The 25,869-nt window shown below is 69.9% G+C and carries 22 protein-coding genes and 3 tRNA genes; 9 read left to right on the top strand and 16 right to left on the bottom strand.

Annotated features, from left to right (window positions below; translation table 11 throughout):
* Positions 1-137: 137 nt before the first annotated feature.
* Positions 138-224 (bottom strand) — tRNA-Leu (locus KYT88_RS00125).
* 199 nt (positions 225-423) lie between these two features.
* Here KYT88_RS00125 and KYT88_RS00120 point away from each other — a divergent pair.
* The 7 genes from KYT88_RS00120 to pknB all read left to right on the top strand — a co-directional run bounded on the left by KYT88_RS00120 (position 424) and on the right by pknB (position 9,634).
* On the top strand, positions 424-1,155 hold the full coding sequence (locus KYT88_RS00120) for an FHA domain-containing protein (RefSeq protein ID WP_043583615.1): 732 nt from the start codon (positions 424-426) through the stop codon (positions 1,153-1,155).
* Positions 1,152-1,736, top strand: coding sequence for an FHA domain-containing protein FhaB/FipA (locus KYT88_RS00115; protein ID WP_043583617.1), 585 nt, complete (start codon positions 1,152-1,154; stop codon positions 1,734-1,736). The genes KYT88_RS00120 and KYT88_RS00115 overlap by 4 nt, the downstream gene beginning before the upstream one ends.
* 4 nt (positions 1,737-1,740) lie before the next feature.
* Positions 1,741-3,003, top strand: a complete 1,263-nt coding sequence (locus KYT88_RS00110; protein ID WP_043583619.1) for a PP2C family protein-serine/threonine phosphatase — start codon at positions 1,741-1,743, stop codon at positions 3,001-3,003.
* Complete coding sequence (locus tag KYT88_RS00105) at positions 2,996-4,393, top strand: FtsW/RodA/SpoVE family cell cycle protein (protein WP_043583621.1); 1,398 nt, start codon at positions 2,996-2,998, stop codon at positions 4,391-4,393. The genes KYT88_RS00110 and KYT88_RS00105 overlap by 8 nt, the downstream gene beginning before the upstream one ends.
* Positions 4,390-5,841, top strand: coding sequence for a peptidoglycan D,D-transpeptidase FtsI family protein (locus KYT88_RS00100; RefSeq protein WP_043583623.1), 1,452 nt, complete (start codon positions 4,390-4,392; stop codon positions 5,839-5,841). Before KYT88_RS00105 ends, KYT88_RS00100 begins: the two co-directional genes overlap by 4 nt.
* Complete coding sequence (locus KYT88_RS00095; RefSeq protein ID WP_043583625.1) at positions 5,838-7,751, top strand: protein kinase domain-containing protein; 1,914 nt, start codon at positions 5,838-5,840, stop codon at positions 7,749-7,751. The genes KYT88_RS00100 and KYT88_RS00095 overlap by 4 nt, the downstream gene beginning before the upstream one ends.
* A 134-nt stretch (positions 7,752-7,885) precedes the next feature.
* Entirely contained in the window at positions 7,886-9,634 is a 1,749-nt protein-coding gene (gene pknB, locus KYT88_RS00090; RefSeq protein WP_043583626.1) for a Stk1 family PASTA domain-containing Ser/Thr kinase, read from the top strand.
* A gap of 172 nt (positions 9,635-9,806) precedes the next feature.
* On the opposite strand, the gene KYT88_RS00085 is transcribed toward pknB, so the two are convergent.
* Genes KYT88_RS00085 through KYT88_RS00075 form a run of 3 tightly spaced genes read right to left on the bottom strand, consistent with a single transcriptional unit; the run spans position 9,807 to position 11,403 of the window.
* A complete protein-coding gene (locus KYT88_RS00085; protein WP_043583627.1) occupies positions 9,807-10,445 on the bottom strand; it encodes an anthranilate synthase component II in 639 nt (212 codons plus the stop codon).
* The gene (locus KYT88_RS00080; protein ID WP_043560276.1) at positions 10,442-10,600 is read right to left on the bottom strand and encodes a hypothetical protein; all 159 of its coding nucleotides are present in this window, start codon (positions 10,598-10,600) and stop codon (positions 10,442-10,444) included. Before KYT88_RS00080 ends, KYT88_RS00085 begins: the two co-directional genes overlap by 4 nt.
* A gap of 2 nt (positions 10,601-10,602) precedes the next feature.
* Complete coding sequence (locus KYT88_RS00075) at positions 10,603-11,403, bottom strand: class E sortase (RefSeq protein WP_043583629.1); 801 nt, start codon at positions 11,401-11,403, stop codon at positions 10,603-10,605.
* 105 nt (positions 11,404-11,508) lie between these two features.
* Between KYT88_RS00075 and KYT88_RS00070 the strand changes: the two genes are divergently transcribed.
* The gene (locus tag KYT88_RS00070) at positions 11,509-11,748 is read left to right on the top strand and encodes a cell division protein CrgA (RefSeq protein ID WP_015488825.1); all 240 of its coding nucleotides are present in this window, start codon (positions 11,509-11,511) and stop codon (positions 11,746-11,748) included.
* A 392-nt stretch (positions 11,749-12,140) separates the two neighbouring features.
* Here KYT88_RS00070 and KYT88_RS00065 read toward each other — a convergent pair whose 3' ends face one another.
* On the bottom strand, positions 12,141-13,004 hold the full coding sequence (locus KYT88_RS00065) for a rhomboid family intramembrane serine protease (RefSeq protein WP_043583631.1): 864 nt from the start codon (positions 13,002-13,004) through the stop codon (positions 12,141-12,143).
* Entirely contained in the window at positions 13,004-13,543 is a 540-nt protein-coding gene (locus KYT88_RS00060; protein ID WP_015488823.1) for a peptidylprolyl isomerase, read from the bottom strand. Before KYT88_RS00060 ends, KYT88_RS00065 begins: the two co-directional genes overlap by 1 nt.
* Positions 13,544-13,665: 122 nt before the next feature.
* Here KYT88_RS00060 and KYT88_RS00055 point away from each other — a divergent pair, with 122 nt between their 5' ends.
* Positions 13,666-14,292, top strand: a complete 627-nt coding sequence (locus KYT88_RS00055; RefSeq protein WP_234424836.1) for a hypothetical protein — start codon at positions 13,666-13,668, stop codon at positions 14,290-14,292.
* Positions 14,293-14,419: 127 nt separating this feature from the next.
* Here the strand turns inward: KYT88_RS00055 and KYT88_RS00050 are convergent.
* From KYT88_RS00050 to dnaA, 10 genes are all read right to left on the bottom strand, one after another.
* Positions 14,420-14,492: transfer RNA gene (locus tag KYT88_RS00050), tRNA-Ala, on the bottom strand.
* Positions 14,493-14,572: 80 nt separating this feature from the next.
* Positions 14,573-14,649 (bottom strand) — tRNA-Ile (locus KYT88_RS00045).
* 48 nt (positions 14,650-14,697) lie between these two features.
* Positions 14,698-15,105: a DUF3566 domain-containing protein gene (locus KYT88_RS00040; protein WP_011931227.1), complete on the bottom strand. Its 408-nt coding sequence runs from the start codon at positions 15,103-15,105 to the stop codon at positions 14,698-14,700.
* Complete coding sequence (gene gyrA / locus KYT88_RS00035; protein WP_119374000.1) at positions 15,098-17,785, bottom strand: DNA gyrase subunit A; 2,688 nt, start codon at positions 17,783-17,785, stop codon at positions 15,098-15,100. Before gyrA ends, KYT88_RS00040 begins: the two co-directional genes overlap by 8 nt.
* Positions 17,786-17,867: 82 nt before the next feature.
* Positions 17,868-19,913 (bottom strand): DNA topoisomerase (ATP-hydrolyzing) subunit B, encoded by a 2,046-nt coding sequence (gyrB, locus tag KYT88_RS00030; RefSeq protein WP_043583634.1) that lies wholly within the window; start codon positions 19,911-19,913, stop codon positions 17,868-17,870.
* 189 nt (positions 19,914-20,102) lie between these two features.
* Positions 20,103-20,615 (bottom strand): DciA family protein, encoded by a 513-nt coding sequence (locus tag KYT88_RS00025; RefSeq protein ID WP_079533820.1) that lies wholly within the window; start codon positions 20,613-20,615, stop codon positions 20,103-20,105.
* Complete coding sequence (gene recF / locus KYT88_RS00020; RefSeq protein WP_043583636.1) at positions 20,612-21,826, bottom strand: DNA replication/repair protein RecF; 1,215 nt, start codon at positions 21,824-21,826, stop codon at positions 20,612-20,614. The genes KYT88_RS00025 and recF overlap by 4 nt, the downstream gene beginning before the upstream one ends.
* A 7-nt stretch (positions 21,827-21,833) precedes the next feature.
* Positions 21,834-22,721 (bottom strand): phosphogluconate dehydrogenase (NAD(+)-dependent, decarboxylating), encoded by an 888-nt coding sequence (gene gnd, locus KYT88_RS00015; protein WP_011931222.1) that lies wholly within the window; start codon positions 22,719-22,721, stop codon positions 21,834-21,836.
* 20 nt (positions 22,722-22,741) lie between these two features.
* A complete protein-coding gene (dnaN, locus tag KYT88_RS00010) occupies positions 22,742-23,893 on the bottom strand; it encodes a DNA polymerase III subunit beta (RefSeq protein ID WP_043583638.1) in 1,152 nt (383 codons plus the stop codon).
* A 542-nt stretch (positions 23,894-24,435) separates the two neighbouring features.
* Entirely contained in the window at positions 24,436-25,869 is a 1,434-nt protein-coding gene (dnaA, locus tag KYT88_RS00005) for a chromosomal replication initiator protein DnaA (protein ID WP_011931220.1), read from the bottom strand.

The following is a 25,869-nucleotide window of genomic DNA, read 5'->3' as shown; positions in this document are numbered from 1 at the left end:
CATCCACCGGGGGATCCGATCGGTCCGCCCATCGGCTGAGACCGCCCGCCGATCGGCTGGGCCCGGAGGACCGCTCCCGTCGACGCCGCGGGGGCGACGCGAAGAGGCCCCCGGGTGATCCCGGGGGCCTCTCGTGCTGGTGCGCGAGGGGGGACTTGAACCCCCACGTCCTCACGGACACACGGACCTGAACCGTGCGCGTCTACCAATTCCGCCACTCGCGCCAACCGGACGACATTATCACGCCCCGAGGCCGATCCCGCGCCGCGGCGAGCCCGGACGGGCGCCTCCCCGGCCCGCAAGACGACCCCGCGAGCGGCCGTCGCGCACCCGCCACGTGGCCGGTGTCCAGGGCGGCGCCTCCCGAGTTGGCTACGATCTCCCTATTCATCCGCGGAAGGACCGCGCGAGGACGGATCACACGTGGGAATCCTGGACAACTTCGAGAAGGGCCTCGAGCGCGCCGTCAACGGCGCCTTCGTGAAGACCTTCAAGTCCGGCCTGCAGCCCGTGGAGATCGCCGCGCAGCTCCGCCGCGAGCTCGACACCCACGCCGCGGTCGTCGACCGCGACCTCATCCTCGTGCCCAACTCCTTCACCCTCCGGGTCTCCCGGGCCGACGCCGAGCGCATGGCGAGCATCGGCACCGCGCTCACCGACCAGCTGCGCCAGGCGGTCGAGAAGCACGCGTCGTCGCAGGGCTACCAGTTCGCCGGAGTGGTGCAGGTCGGCTTCCGCGAGGACGACGCCGTCTCCGAGGGCGTGCTCGAGATCGACAGCCGCACCGCCGAGGGCACCGTCACGTGGATGCCCGTGGTCGACGTCGCCGGCACCCGCCACCCGCTCCCCGTGGGCCGCACGGTCATCGGCCGCGGGAGCGACGCCGACATCACGGTCGACGACCCGGGCACCTCGCGCCGCCACGTCGAGATCGCGTGGGATGGATCCCGCGCCCAGGTCCGCGACCTCGGCTCCACGAACGGCTCCGAGCTGAACGGCGCGCCCGTCACCAAGGCGCCGCTCCCGCCCGAGTCCGTCATCCGCATCGGCCGCACAGCCATCACCTTCCGCGTCGTGCCGCAGGCCACCGAGGAGCGCGGCGGACGCGGCACCCGGGGCCAGCGCCACGACGACGGGTTCTGGGGAGCGTCGTGACCGAGCTGACCCTCCTCGTCCTCCGCCTCGCGTTCCTCGCGGTGCTGTGGCTGTTCATCTTCGGCATCGTCTACGCGCTGCGCTCCGACCTGTTCGGCCAGCGCGTGCGGAAGCTCCGCGAGGAGACGGGCTCGGCCGGCGGATCCCCGTTCCCGCAGTCCCCCTACGCCTCGGCCGCCGCCGCCCCGCCGAGGTCCCCGCAGCCCGGCGTGCAGCCGCCGCCCATCTCGTCGATGCCGTCCGGCGCCAACTCCGGCGCCGTCCCGTCCCGCGCGAAGGCCACCACCTCCACCGCCCGCCACCTCGTCATCACCTCCGGCGCCAAGGCCGGCACGGAGATCCCGCTGGGCACCGAGCCGCTCACCATCGGCCGCTCGAGCGAGTCGGGCCTCGTGATCCGCGACGACTACACGTCCACCCACCACGCGCGCCTGCTCCTCTGGAACGACGAGTGGATGATCCAGGACCTCGACTCGACCAACGGCACCTTCCTCGACGGCAAGCGCGTGAGCGTGCCGACGCAGGTGCCGCTCGACACGCCGATCCGCATCGGCGCGACCAGCTTCGAGCTCAGGCGGTAGCGGCGTGGCGACAGTGACGCAGGCCGCTGCCGTCTCCCACGTGGGCAAGGTCCGGTCGAACAACCAGGACTCGGGCTACGCGGGGCGGGACCTCTTCGTCGTCGCCGACGGCATGGGCGGGCATGCGGGCGGCGACGTCGCCTCCGCGGTCGCCCTCACGCGGATCATCGAGGCCGACAAGCCGTACGCCTCCGCGCACGACGCCGAGTTCGCGCTGCAGGCGGGCCTCGTCGCGGCCAACCAGCTCCTCGCCGAGACCGTGTTCGAGCACTCCGAGCTCACCGGGATGGGCACGACCGTCAGCGCGCTCGCCCGCGTCGGCCGCCACGTCGCCATCGCCCACATCGGCGACTCGCGCATCTACCTCTTCCGCCGCGGCGAGCTCAGCCAGATCTCCGCCGACCACACCTTCGTGCAGCGCCTCGTCGACAGCGGCCGCATCACGCCGGAGGAGGCGCTCGTCCACCCGCGCCGCTCCGTGCTGATGCGCGTGCTCGGCGACGTCGACGCGGCGCCCGAGGTCGACACCCAGGTGCTCGACACGCACACGGGCGACCGCTGGCTGCTCTGCTCGGACGGCCTCAGCAGCTACGTCTCCGAGGAGCGGATCACCGAGATCCTCGCGACAGCGGGCACCCCCGACACCGTCGCCGACGCGCTCGTGAAGGAGTCGCTCGACCACGGCGCCCCCGACAACGTCACGGTCGTGGTGGTCGACGTGCTCGACGAGGACGACGAGACCGCCGCATCCCGCCCCGCGCCGGAGCCGGTGGTCGTCGGATCCGCCGCGCAGCCCCTCGCGTTCGGCGACGAGCCGGCGAAGCGCGCCGTCCGCATCCCGTCGCTGCTGCTGCACCCGCTGCGCGCCACCACGGCCGCGCGCGACGCGCAGTTCGAGCCGGAGTCGGACCAGTACCTCGAGGCCCTCATCGCCGAGGACAAGCGCCGCGCCCTCCGCCGCCGCGTCACCTGGCTGGTCGGCGTCGCGCTGATCCTCGCGGGCCTCGTCCTCGCGTGCGTCCTCGGCTACCGCTGGACCCAGTCCCGCTACTACGTGGGCGAGTCGGACGGCGTCGTCGCGGTCTACAACGGCGTGCAGCAGACCATCGGCCCGATCGAGCTCTCCCACGTCTACGCGCGCACCGAGGTGCAGGTCGACGACCTCCAGCCCTTCTACCGCCAGCAGGTGGAGCAGACCATCAACGCCGACTCGCTCGCGGGCGCCGAGGAGATCGTCGACCGCCTGCAGGAGGCCGCGGGTGGCTAGCGCCGGCGTGGCGGACGCCCCGGCGCGCCCCCGCGAGCGCGCACCCAAGGTCCCGCGGATCCACGTGCCCCGACGCCTCAGGAACCTCGAGCTCGCGCTGGTCGTGCTGGCCTCCGTCATCAACGGCGGCGCCCTGTACCTCGTGCAGCTCGGCGTGCTCGGCGCGTTCGACCAGAGCTTCTTCATCCCCGCCACCGGCCTCGCGGTCCTCGTGCTCGGCATGCACGTGGCGCTGCGCTGGCTGGCGCCCGACGCGGATCCCTTCATCCTCCCCATCGCGACCGTGCTCAACGGCCTCGGGATCGCCGCCATCTACCGGCTCGACCTCGCCGCGGGGCTGTCGGGCTGGGACAGCGTGGCCGTGCGGCAGATCGTCTGGTCGGGCCTCGCCATCGTGTGCGGGCTCGCGGTCATCGTCCTGCTGAAGAACCACCGCGTGCTGCAGCGCTACCGCTACATCGCCATGTTCGTGGGCCTCATCCTGCTGCTGCTGCCGATGCTCCCGGTCCTCGGCCAGAACATCAACGGCGCCCGCGTCTGGATCCACATCGGCGGCTTCTCGTTCCAGCCCGGCGAGATCGCGAAGATCTGCCTCGCGATCTTCTTCGCCGGCTACCTCGTCACCGCCCGGGACAGCCTCTCGATGGTGGGCGTCAAGGTCCTCGGGATGCGGTTCCCGCGCATCCGCGATCTCGGCCCGATCCTCCTGGTCTGGGCCGTGTCGATGAGCGTGCTGGTCTTCCAGCGCGACCTCGGAACGTCGCTGCTCTACTTCGGCCTCTTCATCGTCATGACCTACGTGAGCACGGGCCGCATCGGCTGGGTCGTGCTCGGCCTCGTCCTGTTCCTCGGCGGCGCGTACGGCGCGAGCACCCTGGGCTACGTCGGCGGCCGCGTCGACGCCTGGTTGAACCCGTTCGACCCGGCCGTGTACGACGCGAACGGCGGCAGCTACCAGCTCGTCACGGGCCTGTTCGGCATGGCCGACGGGGGCCTGTTCGGGCGCGGGCTCGGCGAGGGGATGCCCAACCTCACTCCGCTCGCCAACAGCGACTTCATCCTCGCGAGCCTCGGCGAGGAGCTCGGCCTCACGGGCGTCTTCGCGATCCTCGCCCTCTACCTGCTGCTCGTCTCGCGCGGCTTCCGCATCGGCTTCGCGGGCCAGGACGACTTCGGCAAGCTGCTCGGCATCGGCCTCTCGTTCGTCATCGCGCTGCAGGTCTTCATCGTCATCGGCGGCGTCACCCGCGTCATCCCGCTCACGGGCCTGACGACCCCGTTCATGGCGGCGGGCGGATCCTCGCTGCTGGCCAACTGGATCATCGCGGCCCTGCTCCTCCGCCTCTCCGACACCGTCCGCAACCAGCCCCGATTGGTGGTCGAGTCGTGAACCGCGAGCTCAAGCGCGTCTCCGTGTTCGTCCTGGCCATGTTCGTGGCCCTGTTCGTCGCGGCGTCGGTCATCCAGGTCATCTCCGCGCCCACGCTGCAGGCGGATCCGCGGAACAGCCGCACCATCATCGCCAGCTACTCGGCCGAGCGCGGCTCGATCCTCGTCGACGGCACGCCCATCGCCTCCTCCGTCCCGGTCGACGACCGCTACAAGTTCCTCCGCACCTACGCGCGGCCCGACCTCTACAGCGCGGTCACCGGCTACTACACGCTCGGCCAGGGATCCACCGGGCTCGAGGACTCCATGAACGACGTCCTCAGCGGGACGAGCGGCACGCAGTTCTTCGACAGCCTCACGCGCACGTTCACCGGGCAGGACCCGAAGGGCGCGTCGGTCGAGCTCACGATCGACCCGAAGGTGCAGCAGGCGGCCTACGACGCGCTCGGGTCGCTGCAGGGATCCGTGGTCGCGATCGAGCCGAAGACCGGCCGCATCCTCGCGATGGTGTCGAAGCCCGGCTACGACCCGAACACGCTGGCCTCGCACGACCGCGCCGCCGTGCAGCAGAGCTACTCGTCGCTCCTCGCGGACAAGTCCAACCCGCTCATCAACCGCGCGGTGAACAGCCTCAACCCGCCCGGATCCACGTTTAAGCTCATCACCGCGGCCGCCGCCATCGAGTCCGGCCAGTACACGCCCGACTCGCTGCTCCCCAACCCGCCGACGTTCACGCTCCCCGGCACCGGCACGGTCATCACCAACGCCGGCGAGGGCGCGTGCGGCCCGGAGGCCGAGGTCAGCATCGCGACCGCCCTGCGCCTCAGCTGCAACATCCCGTTCGCGCAGCTCGGCATCGCGCTCGGCTCCGAGCGGATCGCGAAGATGGCCGAGGCGTTCGGCTACGGCAAGTCGATCGAGGTGCCCATGGCGAGCGCCAAGAGCGTCTTCTCCCCCGACCTCGACGACGCCCAGACCGCGCAGTCCGCGTTCGGGCAGCTCGACGTGCGCGCCACCCCGCTGCAGACCGCCATGGTCACCGCCGGGATCGCGAACGGCGGCGAGGTCATGAAGCCGTCCGTCGTCGACAGCGTCCTCAACCCCGACCTGAGCGAGCTCTCCGGCTTCTCCCCCAGCCGCTTCGCCGACCCGATCTCGAAGGAGACCGCCGACACCATGACCCGGATGATGATCGACGACGTCCAGAGCGGCGTCGCGTCGAATGCGAGAATCAGTGGCGTCGACGTGGCCGGCAAGACGGGCACAGCCCAGAACGGCAGCGACGACCCGTACACGCTGTGGTTCACCGGCTTCGCGCCGGCGGCGGACCCGCAGGTGGCGGTCGCGGTCCTGGTCGAGGACGGCGGCGGACGAGGACGATCGGGCTCGGGGAACACCCTCGCCGCCCCCGTGGCGAAGAAAGTGATTGAGGCGGTGCTGGACAGATGAGACCCACGAGCGGACTGACCTTCGGAGGGCGTTACCAGCTGGGCGATCGCATCGCCATCGGCGGCATGGGCGAGGTGTGGGAGGCCACCGACCTCGTCATCGGGCGCAAGGTCGCGATCAAGATCCTCAAGGACGAGTACCTCGGCGACCCCGGGTTCCTCGAGCGCTTCCGCGCCGAGGCCCGCCACGCCGCGCTCGTCAACCACGAGGGCATCGCCAACGTCTTCGACTACGGCGAGGAGGACGGCAGCGCCTTCCTCGTGATGGAGCTGGTACCCGGAGAGGCGCTCTCCACCATCCTCGAGCGCGAGCGCGTGCTGTCCACCGACAAGGTGCTCGACATCATCGCCCAGACCGCGCTGGCCCTCCACGCCGCGCACCAGGCCGGGCTCGTCCACCGCGACATCAAGCCGGGCAACCTGCTCATCACGCCAGACGGCCGTGTGAAGATCACCGACTTCGGCATCGCGCGCATCGCCGACCAGGTGCCGCTCACCGCCACGGGCCAGGTCATGGGCACCGTCCAGTACCTCTCCCCCGAGCAGGCGAGCGGACACCCGGCATCACCGTCCACCGACGTGTACTCGATGGGCATCGTCGCCTACGAGTGCCTGGCCGGCCGTCGCCCCTTCACGGGCGAGTCGCAGGTCGCCATCGCCATGGCGCAGATCAACGAGCTGCCGCCCGAGCTGCCGGTCACGGTCGCGGAGCCCGTGCGCAACCTCGTGATGTCGTGCATCGCCAAGAAGCCGGCCGACCGTCCGCAGAGCGCCGCGCACCTCGCGCGCGCCGCGCAGGCGCTCCGTCGGGGCGACGTCGCCACCGCCACCATCGCGGTCGCGGCCGTCGCGGGTGCCGCCGCCCTGGCGGATCCGGGCACGCCCACGCAGGCCACGCAGCTCATGCCGTCCGGCCGCCGCGCCGCCGACACGGGCGCGACCACGGTCCTGTCGTCGTCTGGGCCGCGCGCCGGCGCAGCCGACCCCTTCCTCCTGGAGGACGCGGACGACGAGGAGCCCGAGGAGCCGCGCGCCCGCAAGCGCGCGATCTGGATCTTCGTCGTCGTCGCGATCCTCGTGATCGGCGCCATCGTGGCGGGGGCCATCGCCCTCACCGCCGGCCAGCGCCGCGACGATGCGACCCCGGCGCCGGTCGAGACCACCGCCACCCCGAGCGCGAGCCCCTCGCCGAGCCCGTCCCCCACCCCCTCGCCCACGGCCAGCACGGTGGACGTCAACCGCGACGACTACATCGGCCGCGACCAGAAGACGGTCACGGCGGAGCTCACCGCCCTCGGCCTCAAGGTCACCGTCGTCACGGGCAGCGCGGCGCCGTCCGGCGAGGAGGAGGGTCGCGTCACCGCCATCACCCCTACCGGAACCGTCGCGAAGGGCGCCACGATCCAGATCACGGCCTACGGACCGCCCACGCTGCCCACCGCGGCACCGGGCACGCCCACGGTCACCCCGACGGACGTCCGCGCCGGCCAGACGGTGGACATCTCCTGGCCCGCCTACTCCTGCCCCGCCGGCCAGACGCTGAACGGGTACCAGATCCAGGCGGACTCCGTCTCGCAGGGCGCCACCGGCACCTGGGGCGGCAGCACGAACCCGACGAACGCGCAGACCACGTCGGGCGAGATCAAGGTGGGCACCAACCCGGGCACGTTCACCGTCAAGTACCTCGCCATCTGCGGCACCAACGAGTCGCCGTACAGCAGCACCGTGACCGTCACCGTCGAGGCCGCCCCGGGCGGCACCGGCACGGGCGGCGGAGGCACGGGCGGCGGGACGGGCGGCACAGGCGGCACAGGCGGCGGCAACGGCGGCACCACCGGCATGGCGCCGACGCCCGCGCCGGGTCGCACGGACGAGCGCTCGCTCGTCTCCAGCTCCCACAGGAACCCCTGACCGGCCCTGTCCGAGGGGGCGGGCGGCGGCGGGTCGCCCGCCCCCGTCCGTGCGTCGCGGTGCCGCCCGGATCCCCAGCGGACCCCCGGTAAGCTCATCCCCGTTCGATTCCCGATCCCGACGAGAGGCAGTCCGTGACCGACACGCGTGTGCTGGGCGGCCGCTACGAGGTCGGGGCGCTGCTGGGTCGCGGGGGCATGGCCGACGTCTTCGAGGGCGTCGACTCCCGACTCGGTCGCCGGGTGGCCGTCAAGGTGCTGCGCCGCGGCCTCGCCGAGGATCCCGCCTTCCGCAGCCGCTTCCGCCAGGAGGCACAGGCGGCCGCGCGCATGTCGCACCCCACCATCGTGCGGGTCTTCGACGCGGGCGAGGACGTCGTCACCGACCAGGACGGCGCCTCGCACACGGTCCCCTTCATCGTCATGGAGCGGGTCGAGGGCCGCCTCCTCAAGGACGTCATCACCGACGGCCCGCTCGATCCGGACGAAGCGGTCCGCATCATGGGCCAGGTCCTCACCGCTCTCGAGTACTCGCACCGCGCGGGCGTCGTCCACCGCGACATCAAGCCCGGCAACATCATGGTCACGTCCACCGGCCAGGTGAAGGTCATGGACTTCGGCATCGCGCGCGCCGTGTCCGACACCTCGGCCACCATCGCGCAGACCACCGCCATCCTCGGCACCGCTCGCTACTTCTCCCCCGAGCAGGCCAAGGGCGAGTCGGTGGATGCGCGCACCGACCTCTACTCCGCCGGCGTCGTCCTCTTCGAGATGCTCACCGGCCAGGCGCCGTTCCGCGCCGACACGGCCGTCGCCGTCGCCTACCAGCACGTCAGCGAGACGCCCGTCGCGCCGAGCACCGTGCAGGACGCCGTCTCCCCCCAGCTCGACCAGGTCGTCCTGCACGCCATGGCGAAGGACCGCTACGCGCGGTTCCAGACGGCGGGCGACTTCCGCACCGACCTCGATCGCGCCGCCGCGGGCACGCTCGCTCCCCGCGAGGCGCCGACCAACGACGTGGGTGCCACGCTCTTCGGTGCCCCCGCCGGCCCGTCCTCCTCCCAGCAGGCGCTCCGTCAGCTCGGCGTCGACGACGACCGCACCGTGCGCACCCAGAGCCGCCCGCCGGTGCCCTGGATCTGGGCCGGCGTCACCGTGGTCGTCGTGATCCTCATCGCCGTCGTCATCTGGGTCACCAGCCTCAGCAACATCGCGCCGCCCGACATCAGCCCGACCGTCCCCGACGTCACGGGCTCCACCTACGCGAGCGCGGCCGCGGCCCTCGAGGAGGCCGACCTCGTCCCCCTCGAACGCGAGGAGGCCAGCACCTCGGTCGCCGAGGGCATCGTGCTGCGCACCAACCCGGACCCGGGCGAGAACGTGGCCGCCAAGACCGAGATCGACGTCTTCGTCTCCTCCGGCCCGCCGGAGGTCCAGGTCCCGAACGTCATGAACATGGACGAGGGCACCGCCACCGCGGCCCTCGAGGCGGCGGGGCTCAAGGTGGGCGAGGTGGTCCGCCAGTCGTCGCCGACGGTCCCCGACGGCGTGGTCATGCAGACGGAGCCGGCATCCTCCCAGCAGGTCGACCAGGGCTCCGCGGTCAAGCTCATCCTGTCCAACGGCAAGGTCGCCCTGCCGGACGTGCTCGGCCAGCCGCTCGTGGACGCGCAGAAGCTCCTCGAGGCATCGGATCTCGTCGTCACCACCCGTCGCGACCCGTCCTGCAGCCGAGCAGACGGATCCCCGGTGAGCCAGCAGTCGGTGCCGCCGGGAGACGTCGCCCAGCGCTCTACGGTGGGCCTCACGTACTGCACGGGCGCGGTCCGCAGCACGCCCGCGCCCACCACGGGCACGCCGACCGCGGATCCCGCGCGCGGCTGATCAGCGCACGCGCCTCACCGCGCATGACCCGCCCGACCTCGGTCGGTCGCCACGCCGCAGGCCACCGCTACGCACTCGTCGGCTCGGCCAGGGACAGCTCGGTAGACGAGAGCGTCCTCCAGGAGCGCTGGCGCCCGGCGGCCGCCGCTGGACGGCGTCCTCGCCGGACGGCTCAGGCCACGCGGACGAGCGGCGACAGCCGCGAGGCGGTGTCGCGAGCCCCGGCGAGCCCGGCGCCCTCCAGCCAGTTGCCGAGCATGCGGTAGCCGCCCTCGGTCAGGACGGACTCCGGGTGGAACTGCACGCCGACGATGGGCGCCGCCTCGTGACGCAGGCCCATGATCACCCCGCCCTCGGTGCGCGACGTGACCACCAGGTCGGACGGCACCGTCCCGTCGACGACCGCGAGCGAGTGGTAGCGCGTCGCCGTGAACGGCTGCGGCACTCCGAGGTAGAACTCCCCGTCGTCGTGCGTCACGAGCGAGGTCTTGCCGTGCATGAGCTCCTCGGCGTTGGTCACGGTGGCGCCGAACGCCTCCGCGATCGCCTGGTGCCCGAGGCAGACCCCGAGCAGCGGAGTGCCGGATGCGAGCGCCGCCGTGACCGTGGGGATCGAGACGCCGGCCTCGGAGGGCTTCCCCGGCCCCGGCGACACGAGCACCGCGTCGTACTCGGAGATGACCCCGGCCATGTCGGCGGCGGCGTGGTCGTCGTTGCGCATCACCACGGTCTCGGCGCCCAGCTGCTGCAGGTACCCGTTGAGCGTGTAGACGAAGCTGTCGTAGTTGTCGATGACGAGGACGCGTGTCACTGATGCACCGTGACTTCCTGGGTGTTGACGATGGAGTCGACCCAGGGGAAGACCCAGGTGACGAGGGAGAAGAGGACGGCCGCGAGCAGCACGAGGACGATGAGCAGTCGGACCCACACCGGGCCGGGCAGGACACGCCAGAAGGCCGCGTACACGCTCAGCCCGCCTTCGCGAACGACGTGCCGGCCAGCGCCGCGGGCGTGGACGCATCCGAGCGCGGCTGCCAGGACTCGAAGACGCTGTACGCGACCACGCGCTCGGCGGCCGAGAAGAGCGGGTTGCAGCTCGTCATCGTGAGGATGCGGTCCCCGGGCTGCGCGTCCGGTGCCTGGGGCACCTCGTCGAGCACGTCGACTCCGGTGGGCTTCACGTACTCGAGTGTACGGAAGCGGTAGGTGTACCAGCCGTCCTGCGTCTCGACGACGATGGCATCCCCCACCCGCAGATCCGTGATCTGGTTGAAGGGCTTGCCGTACGTCGTGCGGTGCGCGGCGACGGCGAAGTTGCCCACCTGGCCCGGCATCTGCGTCTCGCGGTAGTGCCCGATCTTGCCGAGGTTCAGCACGTTGCCGAGCCCGACGCCCGTCGCGACCGGCACCACGTAGTCGGATCCGAAGCGCGGGATGTAGATGTTGCCGAAGTCGGTGGCGTCCGACGTGGGCGCGGTGGTGATGACGGGATCCCCCGGTGCAGCGGGCGTGGCGGCCGGGTCGGGAGAGGCCGCCGCGTCCGGCGCGGCCGTGGCCCAGCTCCGGCTGTTCTCCAGCGCCTGGTCGCGCTGGCCGCTGCTGACGACGATGTCGTTGAACCACAGCTGCCACCCCAGGAACAGCATGATGAGCACGCCGGCCGTGAGGAGGAGCTCGCCGAGGACGCCGACCGTGCCGAGGAGCGCATCGCCCCGCCGGCCGCGTCGCCGCATCGCGCGGCGCGAAGGGGCGGGTTCCTGAGCGCTCATGTGCCGATTGTAGGTGTCCGGGATGTGCGCGACGCCGCCACAGGCGCCCCGTGCAGCCGGGCATCCTCCCGGCCCGGTGGAGGAGGGTACGGCTAGAATCTCCGCATGGCCCGCGACAAGACGACGAGACCCTCCCGCCAGGAACGCGTGCGGGACGAGGACGCCCCGAACCCCGTGTGGTTCAAGCCCATCATGTTCGGCTTCATGCTCGTCGGGCTCGCGTGGCTGATCGTGTACTACGTCAGCCTCAACGCCTTCCCCATCCCCGACCTCGGCGTCGGCAACATCCTCATCGGCTTCGGCCTCATCCTGGTCGGCTTCCTCATGACCACCAGGTGGCGCTGACCCGAGCGCGATCAGAAGAGCCCGTCACCATCAGCTGGTGACGGGCTCTTCTGCATCCGGCCAGGGGCACCCTGGTGCCCTGCGTTGTCCACAGACGTCCTGTGCACAACCGTCCACACATGTGGAGAACCGAGCTGAGCGCTCCGCCGGATCCCGCCGGCACGACGGGTTACCCGTGGAAGCCCACGAGCGTCGCGATCCGCTCGGATTCGACATGGCGCCGTGCCGTCAGCGACCGACCCCCCTCGGCTGCTAATCACACGCGTGTAACTATCCCCACTGTGGACTGGCCTGTGGATAACCCCGCTGCTGCCCGCGGGCATGAGGATCCGCTGACGGCAGCAACGACGAACGCGCCGCCCCATCCAGGGCGGCGCGCGAGTGGGTGTCGGTCAGAGGGCGACGGGGAACACGGCCGCCGCGACGACGATGGCCACCGCGATGCCCGCGAGGGAGCCGATCTGCGCACCCCGCTGGCGGGCGTCCCGCGTGCGCAGGAGCACGAGCGCCACGAGCGCTCCCGTCACCAGCCCGCCTACGTGCGCCTGCCAGGAGACGCCCTGCACGACGAAGCCGAGCAGCAGGTTGATCACGATGATGCCGAGGAGAGGGCCGACGTTGCCGCCCAGCTTGCGGGCGAGCACGAAGTAGCCGCCCATGAGCCCGAAGATCGCTCCTGAGGCGCCGACGACGGCTTGCAGCGGCTCGCCCATGGCGGCGCCGATGACCTCGACGGCCAGGGATCCGCCGAGCGCCGAGATCAGGAAGAGGGCGAGGAAGCGGGCGCGTCCGAGCATGGGCTCGAGGACGCGGCCGAAGACGAAGACCGACAGCATGTTGAACACGATGTGGAGGATGCTGTCGGGCGAGTGCGTGAAGGCGCTCGTGAGCATGCGCCACGGCTCGTAGGCGTCGGACGCGACGCTGCCGTAGACAGGGGCGAACCACAGCGACGTGGTCACGTACCCGCCGACGACGGGCAGCACCTGCAGGATCCATATGACGGCGCAGACCGCCATGATCCCGTACGTCACGACGGGGGCGGAGCTCCGCGTCATCCGCGTGACGAAGGACGCCCGGGAACGGGGAGCGGTACGACGCTGCTCCTTCATGTCCTCGGGGCAGATCACCCCGACGGCGGCCGGCGTCTGGCACTCGGGGCAGATGGTCCGCCCGCATCGCTGGCACAGCACGAAGCTCTGCCGGTCGGGGTGCCGGTAGCAGCGGTCGGCCGCCGTACGGGGTGAGTCGGTCATCAGACCTTCTCGACGGTGACGCTCTCGATCACGACGTCCTCGCGGGGACGGTCGCGGCCGTCGGTCGGGACCGCGTTGAGCGCGTCGACGACCTTCTTGGACGCGTCGTCGGCGACCTCGCCGAAGATCGTGTGCTTGCCCTGGAGCCACGTCGTGGGCGCCGTGGTGATGAAGAACTGCGAGCCGTTCGTGCCGCGGCCGCCCTGCGTGCCGGCGTTGGCCATGGCCAGGATGTAGGGCTTGGAGAAGTCGAGGTCGCGGCTGATCTCGTCGTCGAACTGGTAGCCCGGGCCGCCGGTGCCCTGGCCGAGCGGGTCGCCGCCCTGGAGCATGAAGTCCTTGATGATGCGGTGGAAGACGACTCCGTCGTAGAGCGGGTCGGTCGACTTCTTGCCGGTCTGGGGGTGGGTCCACTCCTTCTCGCCCGTGGCGAGGCCGACGAAGTTCTCGACGGTCTGGGGCGCGTGGGACCCGAAGAGGTTGAGGACGATGGTGCCGTGGTTGGTCGTCATGGTGGCGACGTGAGTGTGCGCAGACATGGAGCAATGGTCTCATGGCGGAGCTGGGACTCGGCGGACGCACAGGCTCCATCGTGTTTGCCCGCAGAGGCACCCGTGCCAGACTGGGGATTCCTGGCGAAATCATACCGATGGAGGTCCCCTTGGGTCTGTCACGCAAGAACAAGAAGGAGTTGGCGAAGCTCCGCACCCACGCGGCCGCCGTCCTCAAGGAGCAGCGCGAGGTCCTCGACCGGGCCAACGTCGTCGTGGCCGAGGCCGCGCACACCGCCCGCAAGCTCTCCGACCAGCATGTCGTCCCCGCCGTCAAGCGCGGCGTCGACGACCACATCCGTCCGGGCTACGAGGCCGGTGCCGAGCGCGTCCGCACCGCGGCAGACTCCGCATACAAGGGCTTCACCCACACGGTCCTCCCTGCCGTCGCCGGGGCTGCGGGATCCGCGGTCGCCGCGACCGAGGGCATCCGCAACAGCAAGCAGGTGAAGGACGCGGTCAAGAAGGCCGGCAAGGTCTCCTCCAAGGCGCAGGAGTTCGGCAAGCACTACGTCGACAACGGCCGCTCCTACGTGGGCCGCTACGTGCCGCAGGTGGCGCCCGCGAAGAAGGGCCTCGGCTTCGGCGGAGTCGCCCTCATCGCGCTCGGCGTCGTGGTGGTCGGGGGCGTCGGCTACGCGCTGTACCAGACGTTCCGCGCGGACGACGACCTGTGGATCGCCGACGACGAGCCCGAGGCCGTCGACGCGACCGCGAAGGACCAGCCCGCGAGCTGATCCCCGTTCCGCGATCGCCCCGCGATCCGACGAAGGCCCGGACACCGAGAGGTGTCCGGGCCTTCGTCGTGCGGTCGAGCTCGACGCGAGCTCGGAGAGGGGCAGAGGCCCTGTGACGGGCGAGATGTGGAGTCACGGGGAATCGAACCCCGGACCTCCTGCTTGCAAAGCAGGCGCTCTACCAATTGAGCTATGACCCCGATCGGCGAGCCTCGGATCGCCTTGCGATCTACCGACTCGCTTCCCGCCATGCCCCCGGATCATGCGGATCCGGGGGTGTTGGTGGGGATACCAGGATTTGAACCTGGGACCTCTTCATTATCAGTGAAGCGCTCTAACCAACTGAGCTATATCCCCATCGGGCAGGTACACGTTACCGTACGCCTGCCCGTTTCTCCCAATCGGCTACGCGTTGGTGAAGCCGACGAGGACGCCGCCCGTGATGCGCACGCTCAGGTTGTAGAGCAGCGCGGCCACGGCGCCGAGCACGGTGCCGACGACGATGTTGAGCACGGCCACGACGATCGCGAAGCCGAGCACCTGGCCGAGGCCGAAGACGTCCTGGAGGGAGAAGTCCGCGGATCCGGACACCTCCTGGAACAGCTGGTCGACCGTCCCGAACACGTTCGTGGTCTGCAGCACGACGTAGATGAGGAACGTCGCGACGACGGTGATGATGCCGAGCACCACGGAGAAGAGGAACGCGAGCTTCAGCGCCGACCAGAAGTCGACGTACACGAGCTTGAGCCGCACCTGCTTGGTGGTGGTGGCCCGCGACGACTTCTTCGCGAGCTTCTCGGCGACACTACTCATCAGGTGTTCCCTTTCCAGCGGCGGTACCGTCGGACGCGTCGGGCGCAGCTTCGGGGACCACCAGGTTGCGTTCGGAGTTCTTGGCCAGTGAGATGATCCTGTCGTCGTCCGCGAACCGGGCGAACACGACACCCATGGTGTCGCGGCCCTTAGCCGGGACCTCGGCCACGACAGACCGTACCACCTTGCCGCTGGCGAGCACGACGAGGATCTCGTCCTCCTCGCCGACGATGAGCGCACCCGCGAGGTCGCCTCGGGCATCCTGCAGCTTGGCCACCTTGATGCCCATGCCGCCGCGGTTCTGCACGCGGTACTGGTCCGCGGCTGTGCGCTTCGCGAAGCCCCCCTCGGTGACGACGAACACGTAGCCCTGCTCGCCGACGACGGATGCGCTGAGGAGCGTGTCGTCCCCGCGGAACGTCATGCCCTTCACGCCGGACGTCGACCGGCCCATCGGACGGAGCGCCTGGTTGTCGGCGGAGAACCGCAGCGACATGCCCTTGCGCGACACGAGGAGCAGGTCGTCGTCCTCGTCCACCAGCAGCGCCGACACGAGCGCGTCTCCGTCGCGGAGGTTGATCGCGATGATGCCGCCGGTGCGGTTCGTGTCGTACTCCGTGAGGGCCGTCTTCTTCATCAGGCCGTCGCGGGTCGCGAGAACGAGGTACTGCGCCACCTGGTAGTCGCGGATGTCGAGGACCTGCTGGATCTCCTCGTCCGGCTGCATGGCGAGCAGGTTCGCCACGTGCTGGCCCTTGGCGTCGCGGCCGGCCTCCTGCAGCTCGTACGCCTTGGCGCGGTAGACGCGGCCCTTGTCCGTGAGGAAGAGGAGCCAGTGGTGCGTGGTCGTGACGAAGAAGTGCTCGACCACGTCGTCCGCCCGGAGCTGCGCGCCGCGGACGCCCTTGCCTCCACGGTGCTGGCTGCGGTAGTTGTCGATGCGCGTGCGCTTGATGTACCCGCCGCGCGTGACCGTGACCACCATCTCCTCCTCGGGGATGAGGTCCTCCATGCTCATGTCGCCGTCGAAGCCGAGCATGATCTCCGTGCGCCGGTCGTCGCCGTACTTGTCGGTGATCTCCTGCAGCTCGGTGCTGATGATCTCGCGCTGCACGGTGGGCGTCGCCAGGATGTGCTTGTACTCGGCGATGCGCTGCTCGAGCTCGGCCGCCTGGTCCTGGATCTTCTGGCGCTCGAGCGCGGCGAGGCGTCGGAGCTGCATCTCGAGGATGGCGTTGGCCTGCAGCTCGTCGATGTCGAGCAGCTTCATCAGCCCGCTGCGCGCGACCTCGACCGTCTCCGACCGGCGGATCAGCGCGATGACGTCGTCGAGCGCGTCGAGCGCCTTCAGGTATCCGCGCAGGATGTGCGCACGGGCCTCGGCCTCGTTGAGTCGGTACTGCGTGCGGCGGACGATGACGTCGATCTGGTGGTCGACCCACGCGGAGATGAAGCCGTCGAGCGCGAGGGTCCGTGGGATCCCGTCGACGATCGCCAGCATGTTCGCGCCGAAGTTCTCCTGCAGCTGCGTGTGCTTGTAGAGGTTGTTCAGCACGACCTTCGCCACCGCGTCGCGCTTGAGCACGATGACGAGGCGCTGGCCGGTGCGGCCCGAGGTCTCGTCGCGGATGTCGGCGACTCCGCCGAGCTTGCCGTCCTTCACGAGCTCGGCGATCTTGATCGCGAGGTTGTCGGGGTTCACCTGGTACGGCAGCTCGGTGACCACGAGGCACACGCGGCCCTGGATCTCCTCGACCGCGACGACCGCGCGCATCGTGATGGACCCGCGGCCCGTGCGGTACGCGTCGATGATGCCCTTGGTGCCGAGCACCTGCGCACCCGTCGGGAAGTCCGGCCCCTTGATCCGCTCGAGGAGCGCCTCGAGGAGCTCCTCCCGGTTCGCGTCGGGGTGGGCGAGCAGCCACTGGGCGCCGGACGCGACCTCGCGGAGGTTGTGCGGCGGGATGTTGGTGGCCATGCCGACCGCGATGCCGACGGATCCGTTGACCAGCAGGTTCGGGAAGCGCGACGGCAGGATCTTCGGCTCGAGCGTGCGGCCGTCGTAGTTGTCCTGGAAGTCGACCGTGTCCTCGGTGATGTCCCGGACCATCTCCATGGCCAGCGGCGCCATCTTGGTCTCGGTGTATCGCGGCGCGGCGGCGCCGTCGTTGCCGGCCGAGCCGAAGTTGCCCTGGCCGAGCGCCAGCGGGTAGCGGAGGCTCCACGGCTGGACGAGCCGCACCAGCGCGTCGTAGATGGACGAGTCGCCGTGCGGGTGGAACTGCCCCATGACCTCGCCGACCACGCGGGCCGACTTGAAGAAGGAGCGGTCGGGACGGTAGCCGCCGTCGTACATGGCGTAGATCACGCGGCGGTGCACGGGCTTGAGGCCGTCGCGCACCTCGGGGAGGGCGCGCTGGACGATGACGCTCATCGCGTAGTCGAGGAACGAGCGCTGCATCTCGAGCTGGAGGTCGACCTGCTCGATGCGGTCGTGCGTGACGACGACGGTGGCATCGGGGTCGACGATCGCACCGGGCAGGGAGTCGGATGCCGCGGCGGCGGCGGACGCCGGCGTCACGCCCTCCTGGGGAAGGGCGTCGTCGGTCGACGACGCCTGCTCGTCGTCCGGGGTCGCCCCCGTGCCCTGCTCGTCGTCCGGAGTGTTGTCGTCGGCCATGGAGGTCCCGTTCAGAGGTCGGTGGATCGTGGGGTCGGCATGGGGCGGCGGTGGGCATCGTGCCGTGCCGCCGCCCGGTCGATCAGATGTCGAGGAACCTGACGTCCTTGGCGTTGCGCTGGATGAAGCTCCGGCGGGACTCGACGTCCTCGCCCATCAGCGTCGAGAACACCTCGTCGGCACCCGCCGCGTCGTCGAGCGTGACCTGCATGAGCGTCCGGGTGGCCGGATCCATGGTGGTCTCCCACAGCTCCTTGTAGTCCATCTCGCCGAGGCCCTTGTAGCGCTGGATGCCGTTGTCCTTCGGCATCTTCTTCCCGTTGGCCTGCCCGTGCACCAGCAGGGCATCGCGCTCGGCATCGGTGTAGACGTACTGGTGCTCGGCGTTCGACCACTTGAGCCGGTACAGCGGCGGCTGCGCGAGGTACACGTAGCCGAGCTCGATGAGGGGCCGCATGTAGCGGAACAGCAGGGTGAGCAGGAGGGTCGTGATGTGCTGGCCGTCGACGTCCGCGTCGGCCATCAGCACGATCTTGTGGTACCTGACCTTCTCGGCGTTGAAGTCCTCGCCGATGCCCGCGCCGAACGCGGTGATCATCGACTGCACCTCGTTGTTCTGCAGCGCGCGGTCGAGCCGGGCCTTCTCGACGTTGAGGATCTTGCCTCGCAGCGGGAGGATCGCCTGCGTCGTGGGGTTGCGCCCCTGCACCGCGGATCCGCCGGCCGAGTCGCCCTCGACGAGGAAGACCTCGCTGAGCGCCGGGTCCTTGCTCTGGCAGTCCTTGAGCTTGCCGGGCATGCCGCCCGACTCGAGGAGGCCCTTGCGTCGGGTCTGCTCGCGCGCCTTGCGAGCGGCGAGACGCGCCTGCGAAGCCTGCATCCCCTTGCGGATGATGTCCTTCGCCTGCGAGGGGTTCTTCTCGAGCCAGTCCCCCAGCTGCTGTCCGACGATGCGCTGGACGTAGGCCTTGGCCTCGGTGTTGCCGAGCTTGGTCTTGGTCTGGCCCTCGAACTGCGGCTCGCCGAGCTTCACCGAGATGACGGCGGTGAGGCCCTCGCGGACATCGTCGCCCGTGAGGTTCTCGTCCTTCTCGCGGAGCAGCTTGTTCTCGCGCGCATAGCGGTTGACGAGCGTGGTGAGCGCCGCGCGGAACCCCTCCTCGTGCGTGCCGCCCTCGTGCGTGTTGATGGTGTTGGCGTAGGTGTGGACGCTCTCCGTGTAGGAGGTGGTCCACTGCATCGCGACCTCGAGGCTGATCTTCTTGACCGTGTCCTCGGACTCGAAGGCGATGACGTCGGCGTTGACGACCTCGGTCTTCTTCGCCTTGACGAGGTGCTCCACGTAGTCGACGAGTCCCCGCTCGTAGAGGAACTTCTCGGTGCGGTGCTCCGCGGCGTCGCCCGAGCGCTCGTCGTGCAGCGTCAATGCCAGGCCCTTGTTGAGGAAGGCCATCTGCTGGAAGCGCGCGCGCAGGGTGTCGTAGTCGAACTCGACGGTCTCGAAGATCTCGCGGCTCGGCCAGAAGGTGATGGTGGTGCCCGTCTCGGTGGATCCCTCTCCCTTCTGGAGCGGTGCGTCCGGCACGCCGATGGTGAAGCTCTGGCGCCACACGGCGCCCTGGCGGCGGACCTCGACGTCGAGGCGCTCCGACAGCGCGTTCACCACGGAGCTGCCGACGCCGTGCAGGCCGCCGGACACCGCGTATCCGCCGCCGCCGAACTTGCCGCCGGCGTGCAGCTTGGTGAGGACGAGCTCGACCGTGGAGATGCCCTCGACGGGGTGGATGTCCACGGGGATCCCGCGACCGTCGTCGACGACGCGGATCCCGCCGTCCTTGCGCATGGTGATCTGGATGTCGCTGGCGAACCCGGCGAGGGCCTCGTCGACGGAGTTGTCGACGATCTCGCTCACCAGGTGGTGCAGACCGCGCGGGCCGGTGGACCCGATGTACATGCCGGGCCGCTTGCGCACGGCCTCGAGGCCCTCGAGCACCTGGATCTCGTTGGCGCCGTAGTCGTTGCTCACCTGCTGGCGGGTGATGTGGTCGGAGTCGTTGTGCGTCTCCTCGACCTCCACCTCGTCGGGGGTGGAGTCGTCGGGGAGGTCCTGAGTGGCATCCGATGTCATGAAGTGGTGGCTCCTGCCGCGTCGACGCGCCCCTGCCCGACGGCGGCCGCGCGCGGATCAGGAGATGAACCGGGGACCGTCGTCCCTGGACTGCGGGCGACCCTTCATTCTATCGCAGTAGTAGGCTCCGCACCTCTCTATCCGGCCCGCTGACGCGCTTTCCCGACGGGGGTGACCTGATTCGCCTCCCTAGCCGTAGGTATCGCGCGGGCCCCGCCCTGGGATCGACCTGGGACCCTTTTTCCAGGACGGGGCGTTGGGCCCCTGGAAGCGGATCGACCGGATGCCCGCGTCGGGGAAGCGCTCGGCGATGCGCGTCGTGATCTCCACGCGCATCAACCGCAGCTGGGTCGCCCACGCCGTCGACTCGCACTCGACCGTGAGGAGACCGTCCTCGATGCCGACGGGGGACGAGTGCACGGCCGTCTCCTCGCCGGCGATCGTCGTCCAGGCAGCCATGAGCTCGGCCTGCGACAGCGAGGACGTCCAGCCCATCCGCGAGGTGAGCGAATCCATCACGTTCCCGAGGGAGTCGGGATCCCGTCCGGGCTGGAAGGGCGAGCTGCCGGCCTTCTGCTCCCGGCGCTTCCGCGCAGACGGCGACCGCACGGACGCGTCGCCGAACACCTTGCGGAACCGGCGGTACACGGCCACCGCCTCCGACTCGGGCATGGGACCGCCGTCGGGTGCGCGGGGGATCACGCCGCTCCCCCGTCCTCGGCGTCGGATGCCGGCGCAGGCGTCGGAGCGTCCACGATCTCGCCGGCCCGGATGTGCACGGCGTTCGCGGCCAGGTGCGCGGGCACGTCCTCGAACACGGCCGCGGTGATGAGCACCTGCTCGAAGCCGGTGACGGCCTCCGCGAGGCGCCCGCGCCTGGCCTGGTCGAGCTCGGCGAACACGTCGTCGAGGATCAGCACGGGATCCCCCGTCTGCGAGTCCCGTCGCAGCAGCTCCGCCGACGCGAGCTTCACCGCGAGGGCGAACGACCACGACTCCCCGTGGCTGGCGTAGCCCTTCGCGGGTAACCCGTTGAGCCGGAACAGCACATCGTCGCGGTGCGGGCCGACCAGGGTCAGACCCCGCTCGAGCTCGCGCGGTCGCATGCGCGCGATTGCCGCGGTGAAGACCGGCACGACGTCCTCGGTCCGCGTGAAGCGGGCGCCGTCGCGCGCGCCCGTCTTGTCCGCGACGTCGTCCTCCCCCGGGTCGTCCGCGAGGATGCTCAGCTCGGGACGTGCGGAGGGACCGTGGTCGGATCCCGCCACCGCCAGGTACGCGCGTGCGAGCTCCGGCTGCAGCGCCTCGACCAGGGCGCCGCGCGCCGCGATGATCTGGGATCCGATCGCGACGAGCCGCTCGTCCCAGATGTCGAGGGTCCCGAGCTGGTCGCCCTTCATCCCACGCGCCCGAGCCGACTTGAGCAGGGTGTTGCGTTGCTTCAGCGCCCGGTCGTAGTCGGACAGCACGCCGGCGAGCCGCGGCGTGCGCAGCACGAGCAGCTGGTCCAGCAGCCGGCGGCGACCCGATGGATCCCCCCGCACGAGCGCGAGGTCCTCCGGCGCGAACAGGACGCTCGAGAAGTACCGCGGCAGCTCGCGCGGCTTGGTCGGCGTGCTGTTCACCTGCGCGCGATTGGCGGCGGACCGGTTGATCTGCACCTCCACCCGGAGCTCCCGGCCAGCATGCTGCAGCAGCGCCCGGATCACCGCGGATTCGGCGCCCTGGCGGATGAGCGCCTGGTCGGTGGAGACGCGGTGCGACCCGAGCGTGCTCAGGAAGCCCAACGCCTCCACCAGGTTCGTCTTGCCCTGCCCGTTGCTCCCCACGAAGAGGGTGGCACCCGGCAGGAGCGCGACGTCCGCGCGGGTGTAGTTGCGGAAGTCACCCAGGGAGAGGTGACGGACGATCATCCGGTGGTCAGGACTTCTTCTGCACCGAGTGACCGCCGAACTGGTTGCGCAGCGCCGCGACGGCCTTCATGGCCGGGGAGTCCTCCTGGCGGGAGGAGAAGCGCGCGAAGATCGACGCGCTGATCGCGGGCATCGGGACGGCGTTGTCGAGCGCCTCCTCGATGGTCCACCGGCCCTCGCCCGAATCCTGCACGAAGCCCTCGATGTCCTCGAAGCCCGGGTCCTCCTTGAGGGCCTTGACCAGGAGCTCGAGCAGCCAGGAGCGGACGACAGTCCCGCGCTGCCACGCCTCGAAGGTGCCGGTGACGTCCTTGATGATGTCCTTGCGCGCCGCGAGGAGCTCGTAGCCCTCCGCGAACGACTGCATCATCGCGTACTCGATGCCGTTGTGGACCATCTTCGCGTAGTGCCCCGCGCCGGAGTCGCCGACGTGGACGAAGCCCTCCTCGCGGGGTCCCTCGGGACGCAACGCGTCGAAGACGGGCATCGCCCGCTGGACCTGCTCGACCGGACCGCCGACCATGAGGCCGTAGCCGTTCTCGAGGCCCCATACGCCTCCCGAGACGCCGGCGTCGACGAAGTCGATGCCCTTCTCCGCGAGCAGTCCCGCGTGCGCGAAGTCGTCGGTGAACTTGGAGTTGCCGCCGTCGATCACGAGGTCGCCCGGCTCCAGGATGCGCGCGAGGTCGCCCACGACGTTCTGCGTGACCTTGCCGGCCGGGACCATGACCCAGACGAGGCGCGGGGTGGGCAGCGCGGCGGCGAGGTCGTCGAGCGTGGCCACGTCGGAGACGTCGGGGTTGGTGTCGTAGCCGGTCACCTCGATGCCGTTCGCCTCGAGGCGCGCGCGCATGCGGGCGCCCATCTTGCCGAGTCCGACGAGTCCGATGTGCATGTTCTCTCCTTGATCGCGGTCTAGCGCAGCAGCAGGTTCGGCTGCAGCAGGTACCGGTAGTTGTCAGCGCCGGCCTGGTCCTTGGAGGACTGGCTCGTGATGAGCACGGGGCCGGGCTTGTTGGGGTTGTCCGTCTTCGTGAACGAGAGGCGGACGAACTCGGAGTGGACGGCGCCGAGGCCGTCCAGCAGGAACTGGGGCTTCAGCGACACCACGGTGTCGACGCCCGTCAGGAGGGCGTCGATGCTCTCCGATGCCTGCGCGTGCTCGGATCCGATGGCCTCGAGGGTGAGGCCGTCGATCGTGAAGGTGAACCGGAGGGCCGCCTCGCGCTCCAGCACGAGCTGGACGCGCCGGGTCGCCTCGATGAGGTCGGCCGTGTTGATGACCGCGTAGTTGTCGACCGTCTCGGGGAACAGGCGCTTGACCGGCGGGAAGTTGCCGCGGATCAGCAGCGACGTGACGGTCTTCCTGTCTGCGCTGAACGCGATGAGCTGGCGGTCGTCGGTGTCCGTGATGGCGACCGAGATGGTGCCGCTGTGACCGAAGGTCTTGCCGATCTCCTGCAGGGTGCGGGCGGGCACCAGCGCGGTCCGGCTGCTGCCGTCGGTCGTGGAGTCGCCGCCGTCCCAGTCGATCTCGCGCACGGCCACGCGGTAGCGGTCCGTGGCGATCAGGCCGAGGCTCGTCTCCCCCACCTCGAGCTGGACGCCGGTGATCACGGGCGTCACGTCGTCGCGCGATGCAGCGACGGCGACCTGCGAGACCGCGGCGGCGAACTGCTCGGCCGGCAGCAGGCCGGACTGCTCCGAGATCTGCGGCAGGGTCGGGTACTCCTCGACGGGCATGCTCAGCAGCGTGAAGTGCGCCGATCCGCACGAGACCGTGATCTTCGAGTCCTCGGTGGTGAACCGCACGGGCGCGTTGGGGAGCCGGTTGGCGATGTCCGCGAGCAGACGGCCGGAGACCAGCACGCGGCCGGGCTCCTCGATGTCCGCCTGGATCTGGGTGCGCGCCGAGACCTCGTAGTCGAACGACGACAGCGTCAGTCCGTCCTCGGTCGCCTCGATGAGCACCCCGCTCAGGATCGGGAGGGTCGTGCGCTGCGGCAGGAGCTTGACGGCGAAGGACACCGCCTCGCTGAAGACGTCCCTGTTGACTTGGAACTTCACGTTGTGGACCCCTCGATGAGCGGAAGATTTGTCGGTCAATGCTAGCCGTGCCGACGGGGGACCCCACGACCGTCGATCCCTCCACACCCTGAGGTTCTTGGGCGACATCCAATGAAGGGTTTAAGGATCAATAGTCTTAACCGCTGTGGAATCTGTGGACAACTCCCGGAGTCCCCGTCATCGAGCGGGAACTACACGTCTGGAAGTTGTGGGACGGGTGTGGAGCGGCCTGGGGACTCGGCGGGATGCCACCGATGCGACGACGTCGGTTCCACAGGCCGGGTCCTCGAACCCACATCGGCTCCGGCGGTTCTCCACAGTTATCCACACTCTGTGCACACTGTGGGGAACGGCGCATCCAGCCCCTCTGACGCTCTCTCACGAGCCGGGAGGCACGCTCCAGGGCCCGCGGGCCGTCCTCGCCGGAGCGGTCGGCGCCGTGCCGCTGCCGCCTGCGCACGCAGAAGGGGTCGGACCTGGTGGTCCGACCCCTTCTCCTGCCCGATGTCGTGCACGCGCCTCAGCGGCGCGTGCAGACGGCGTCACATCTTGCCGTAGCGGTGGTTCTGCTTGATCCGGCTCGTGAGCTCCGTCACCTGGTTGTAGATGGAGCGGCGCTCCTTCATGAGCTCGGTGATCTTCTTGTTCGCGTACATGACCGTCGTGTGGTCCCGGTTGCCGAACAGCTGGCCGATCTTGGGCAGCGAGAGGTTGGTCAGCTCGCGGCAGAGGTACATGGCGATCTGGCGTGCCGTGGCCACGGCCTGGGACCGGGACGAGCCGTAGAGGTCGTCGACGGTGAGCTTGAAGTAGGCCGCGGTGTGGTTGATGATGTCGACCGGCGCGATGACGTTGTCCTCGTCCAGGGTGATCAGGTCCTTCAGGACCGTCTGCACGAGCGCGAGGTCGACCGGCGTCTTGTTGAGGCTCGCGAACGCCGTCACGCGGATGAGCGTGCCCTCGAGCTCGCGGATGTTCGACGTGACCTTGGTAGCCATGTACTCGAGGATGTCGTCCGGCACCTGCAGCTTCTCGCTCTGCGCCTTCTTGCGGAGGATCGCGATGCGCGTCTCGAGGTCGGGCGCCTGCACGTCGGTGATGAGGCCCCACTCGAAGCGCGAGCGCATGCGGTCCTCGAAGCCCGTGAGGTGCTTCGGCGGCAGGTCGCTCGTGATGACCACCTGCTTGTTGTGGTCGTGCAGCGTGTTGAAGGTGTGGAAGAAGGCCTCCTGCGTGGAGTCCTTGCCCTGGAGGAACTGGATGTCGTCGATCAGCAGGATGTCGTTGTCGCGGTAGCGCGACTGGAACAGCGAGGACCGGTTGTTCGCGATCGAGTTGATGAAGTCGTTGGTGAACTCCTCCGAGCTCACGTACCGCACGCGGATGCCGGGGTAGAGGCTGATGGCGTAGTGGCCGATGGCGTGCAGCAGGTGGGTCTTGCCGAGCCCGGAGTCGCCGTAGATGAAGAGGGGGTTGTAGGCCTTGGCCGGCGCCTCGGCCACGGCGACTGCCGCGGCGTGGGCGAACCGGTTGGACCCACCGATGACGAAGGTGTCGAAGCCGTACTTCGGGTTGAGACGCGAGTCGCCGCGAGACGGCGAGGCAGGCAGCCCCGGGTTGTCGGTGGGCGCCGTGATGGTCGGCGTCTCGATGTACGGCTGCTCGGCGGCCGGCTCGGGATGCTGGGCGAATGCGTCCTGCGCGATCTCGGGGTTGACCACGATGGCGAAATTGCTGACGCCCGCCGCCTCGTCGAGCGAGCCGATGGCGTTCAGGAGCGGCACGCGGATGCGCTGCTCGAGCATCCCGCGGGTGAGGTCGTTGGGGACCTCGAGGTACAGGGTGCCGGTCATGACGCCCTTGGGCTCCACCAGGCTGATGAAGCCGTGCAGCTGCGGGGTGATCCGATCGTCCGCGGTGAGGGCGGCGAGCACCTTCTGCCAGATCGCGTGCGTCGGGTCGGAGCGGTCGGACAT

Origin of the sequence: Clavibacter sp. A6099 (assembly GCF_021919125.1) — a bacterium.
Classification (GTDB): domain Bacteria; phylum Actinomycetota; class Actinomycetes; order Actinomycetales; family Microbacteriaceae; genus Clavibacter; species Clavibacter seminis.
Note: the sequence above shows the minus strand (reverse complement) of the source record. Positions and strands in the feature narration are given on the sequence as shown.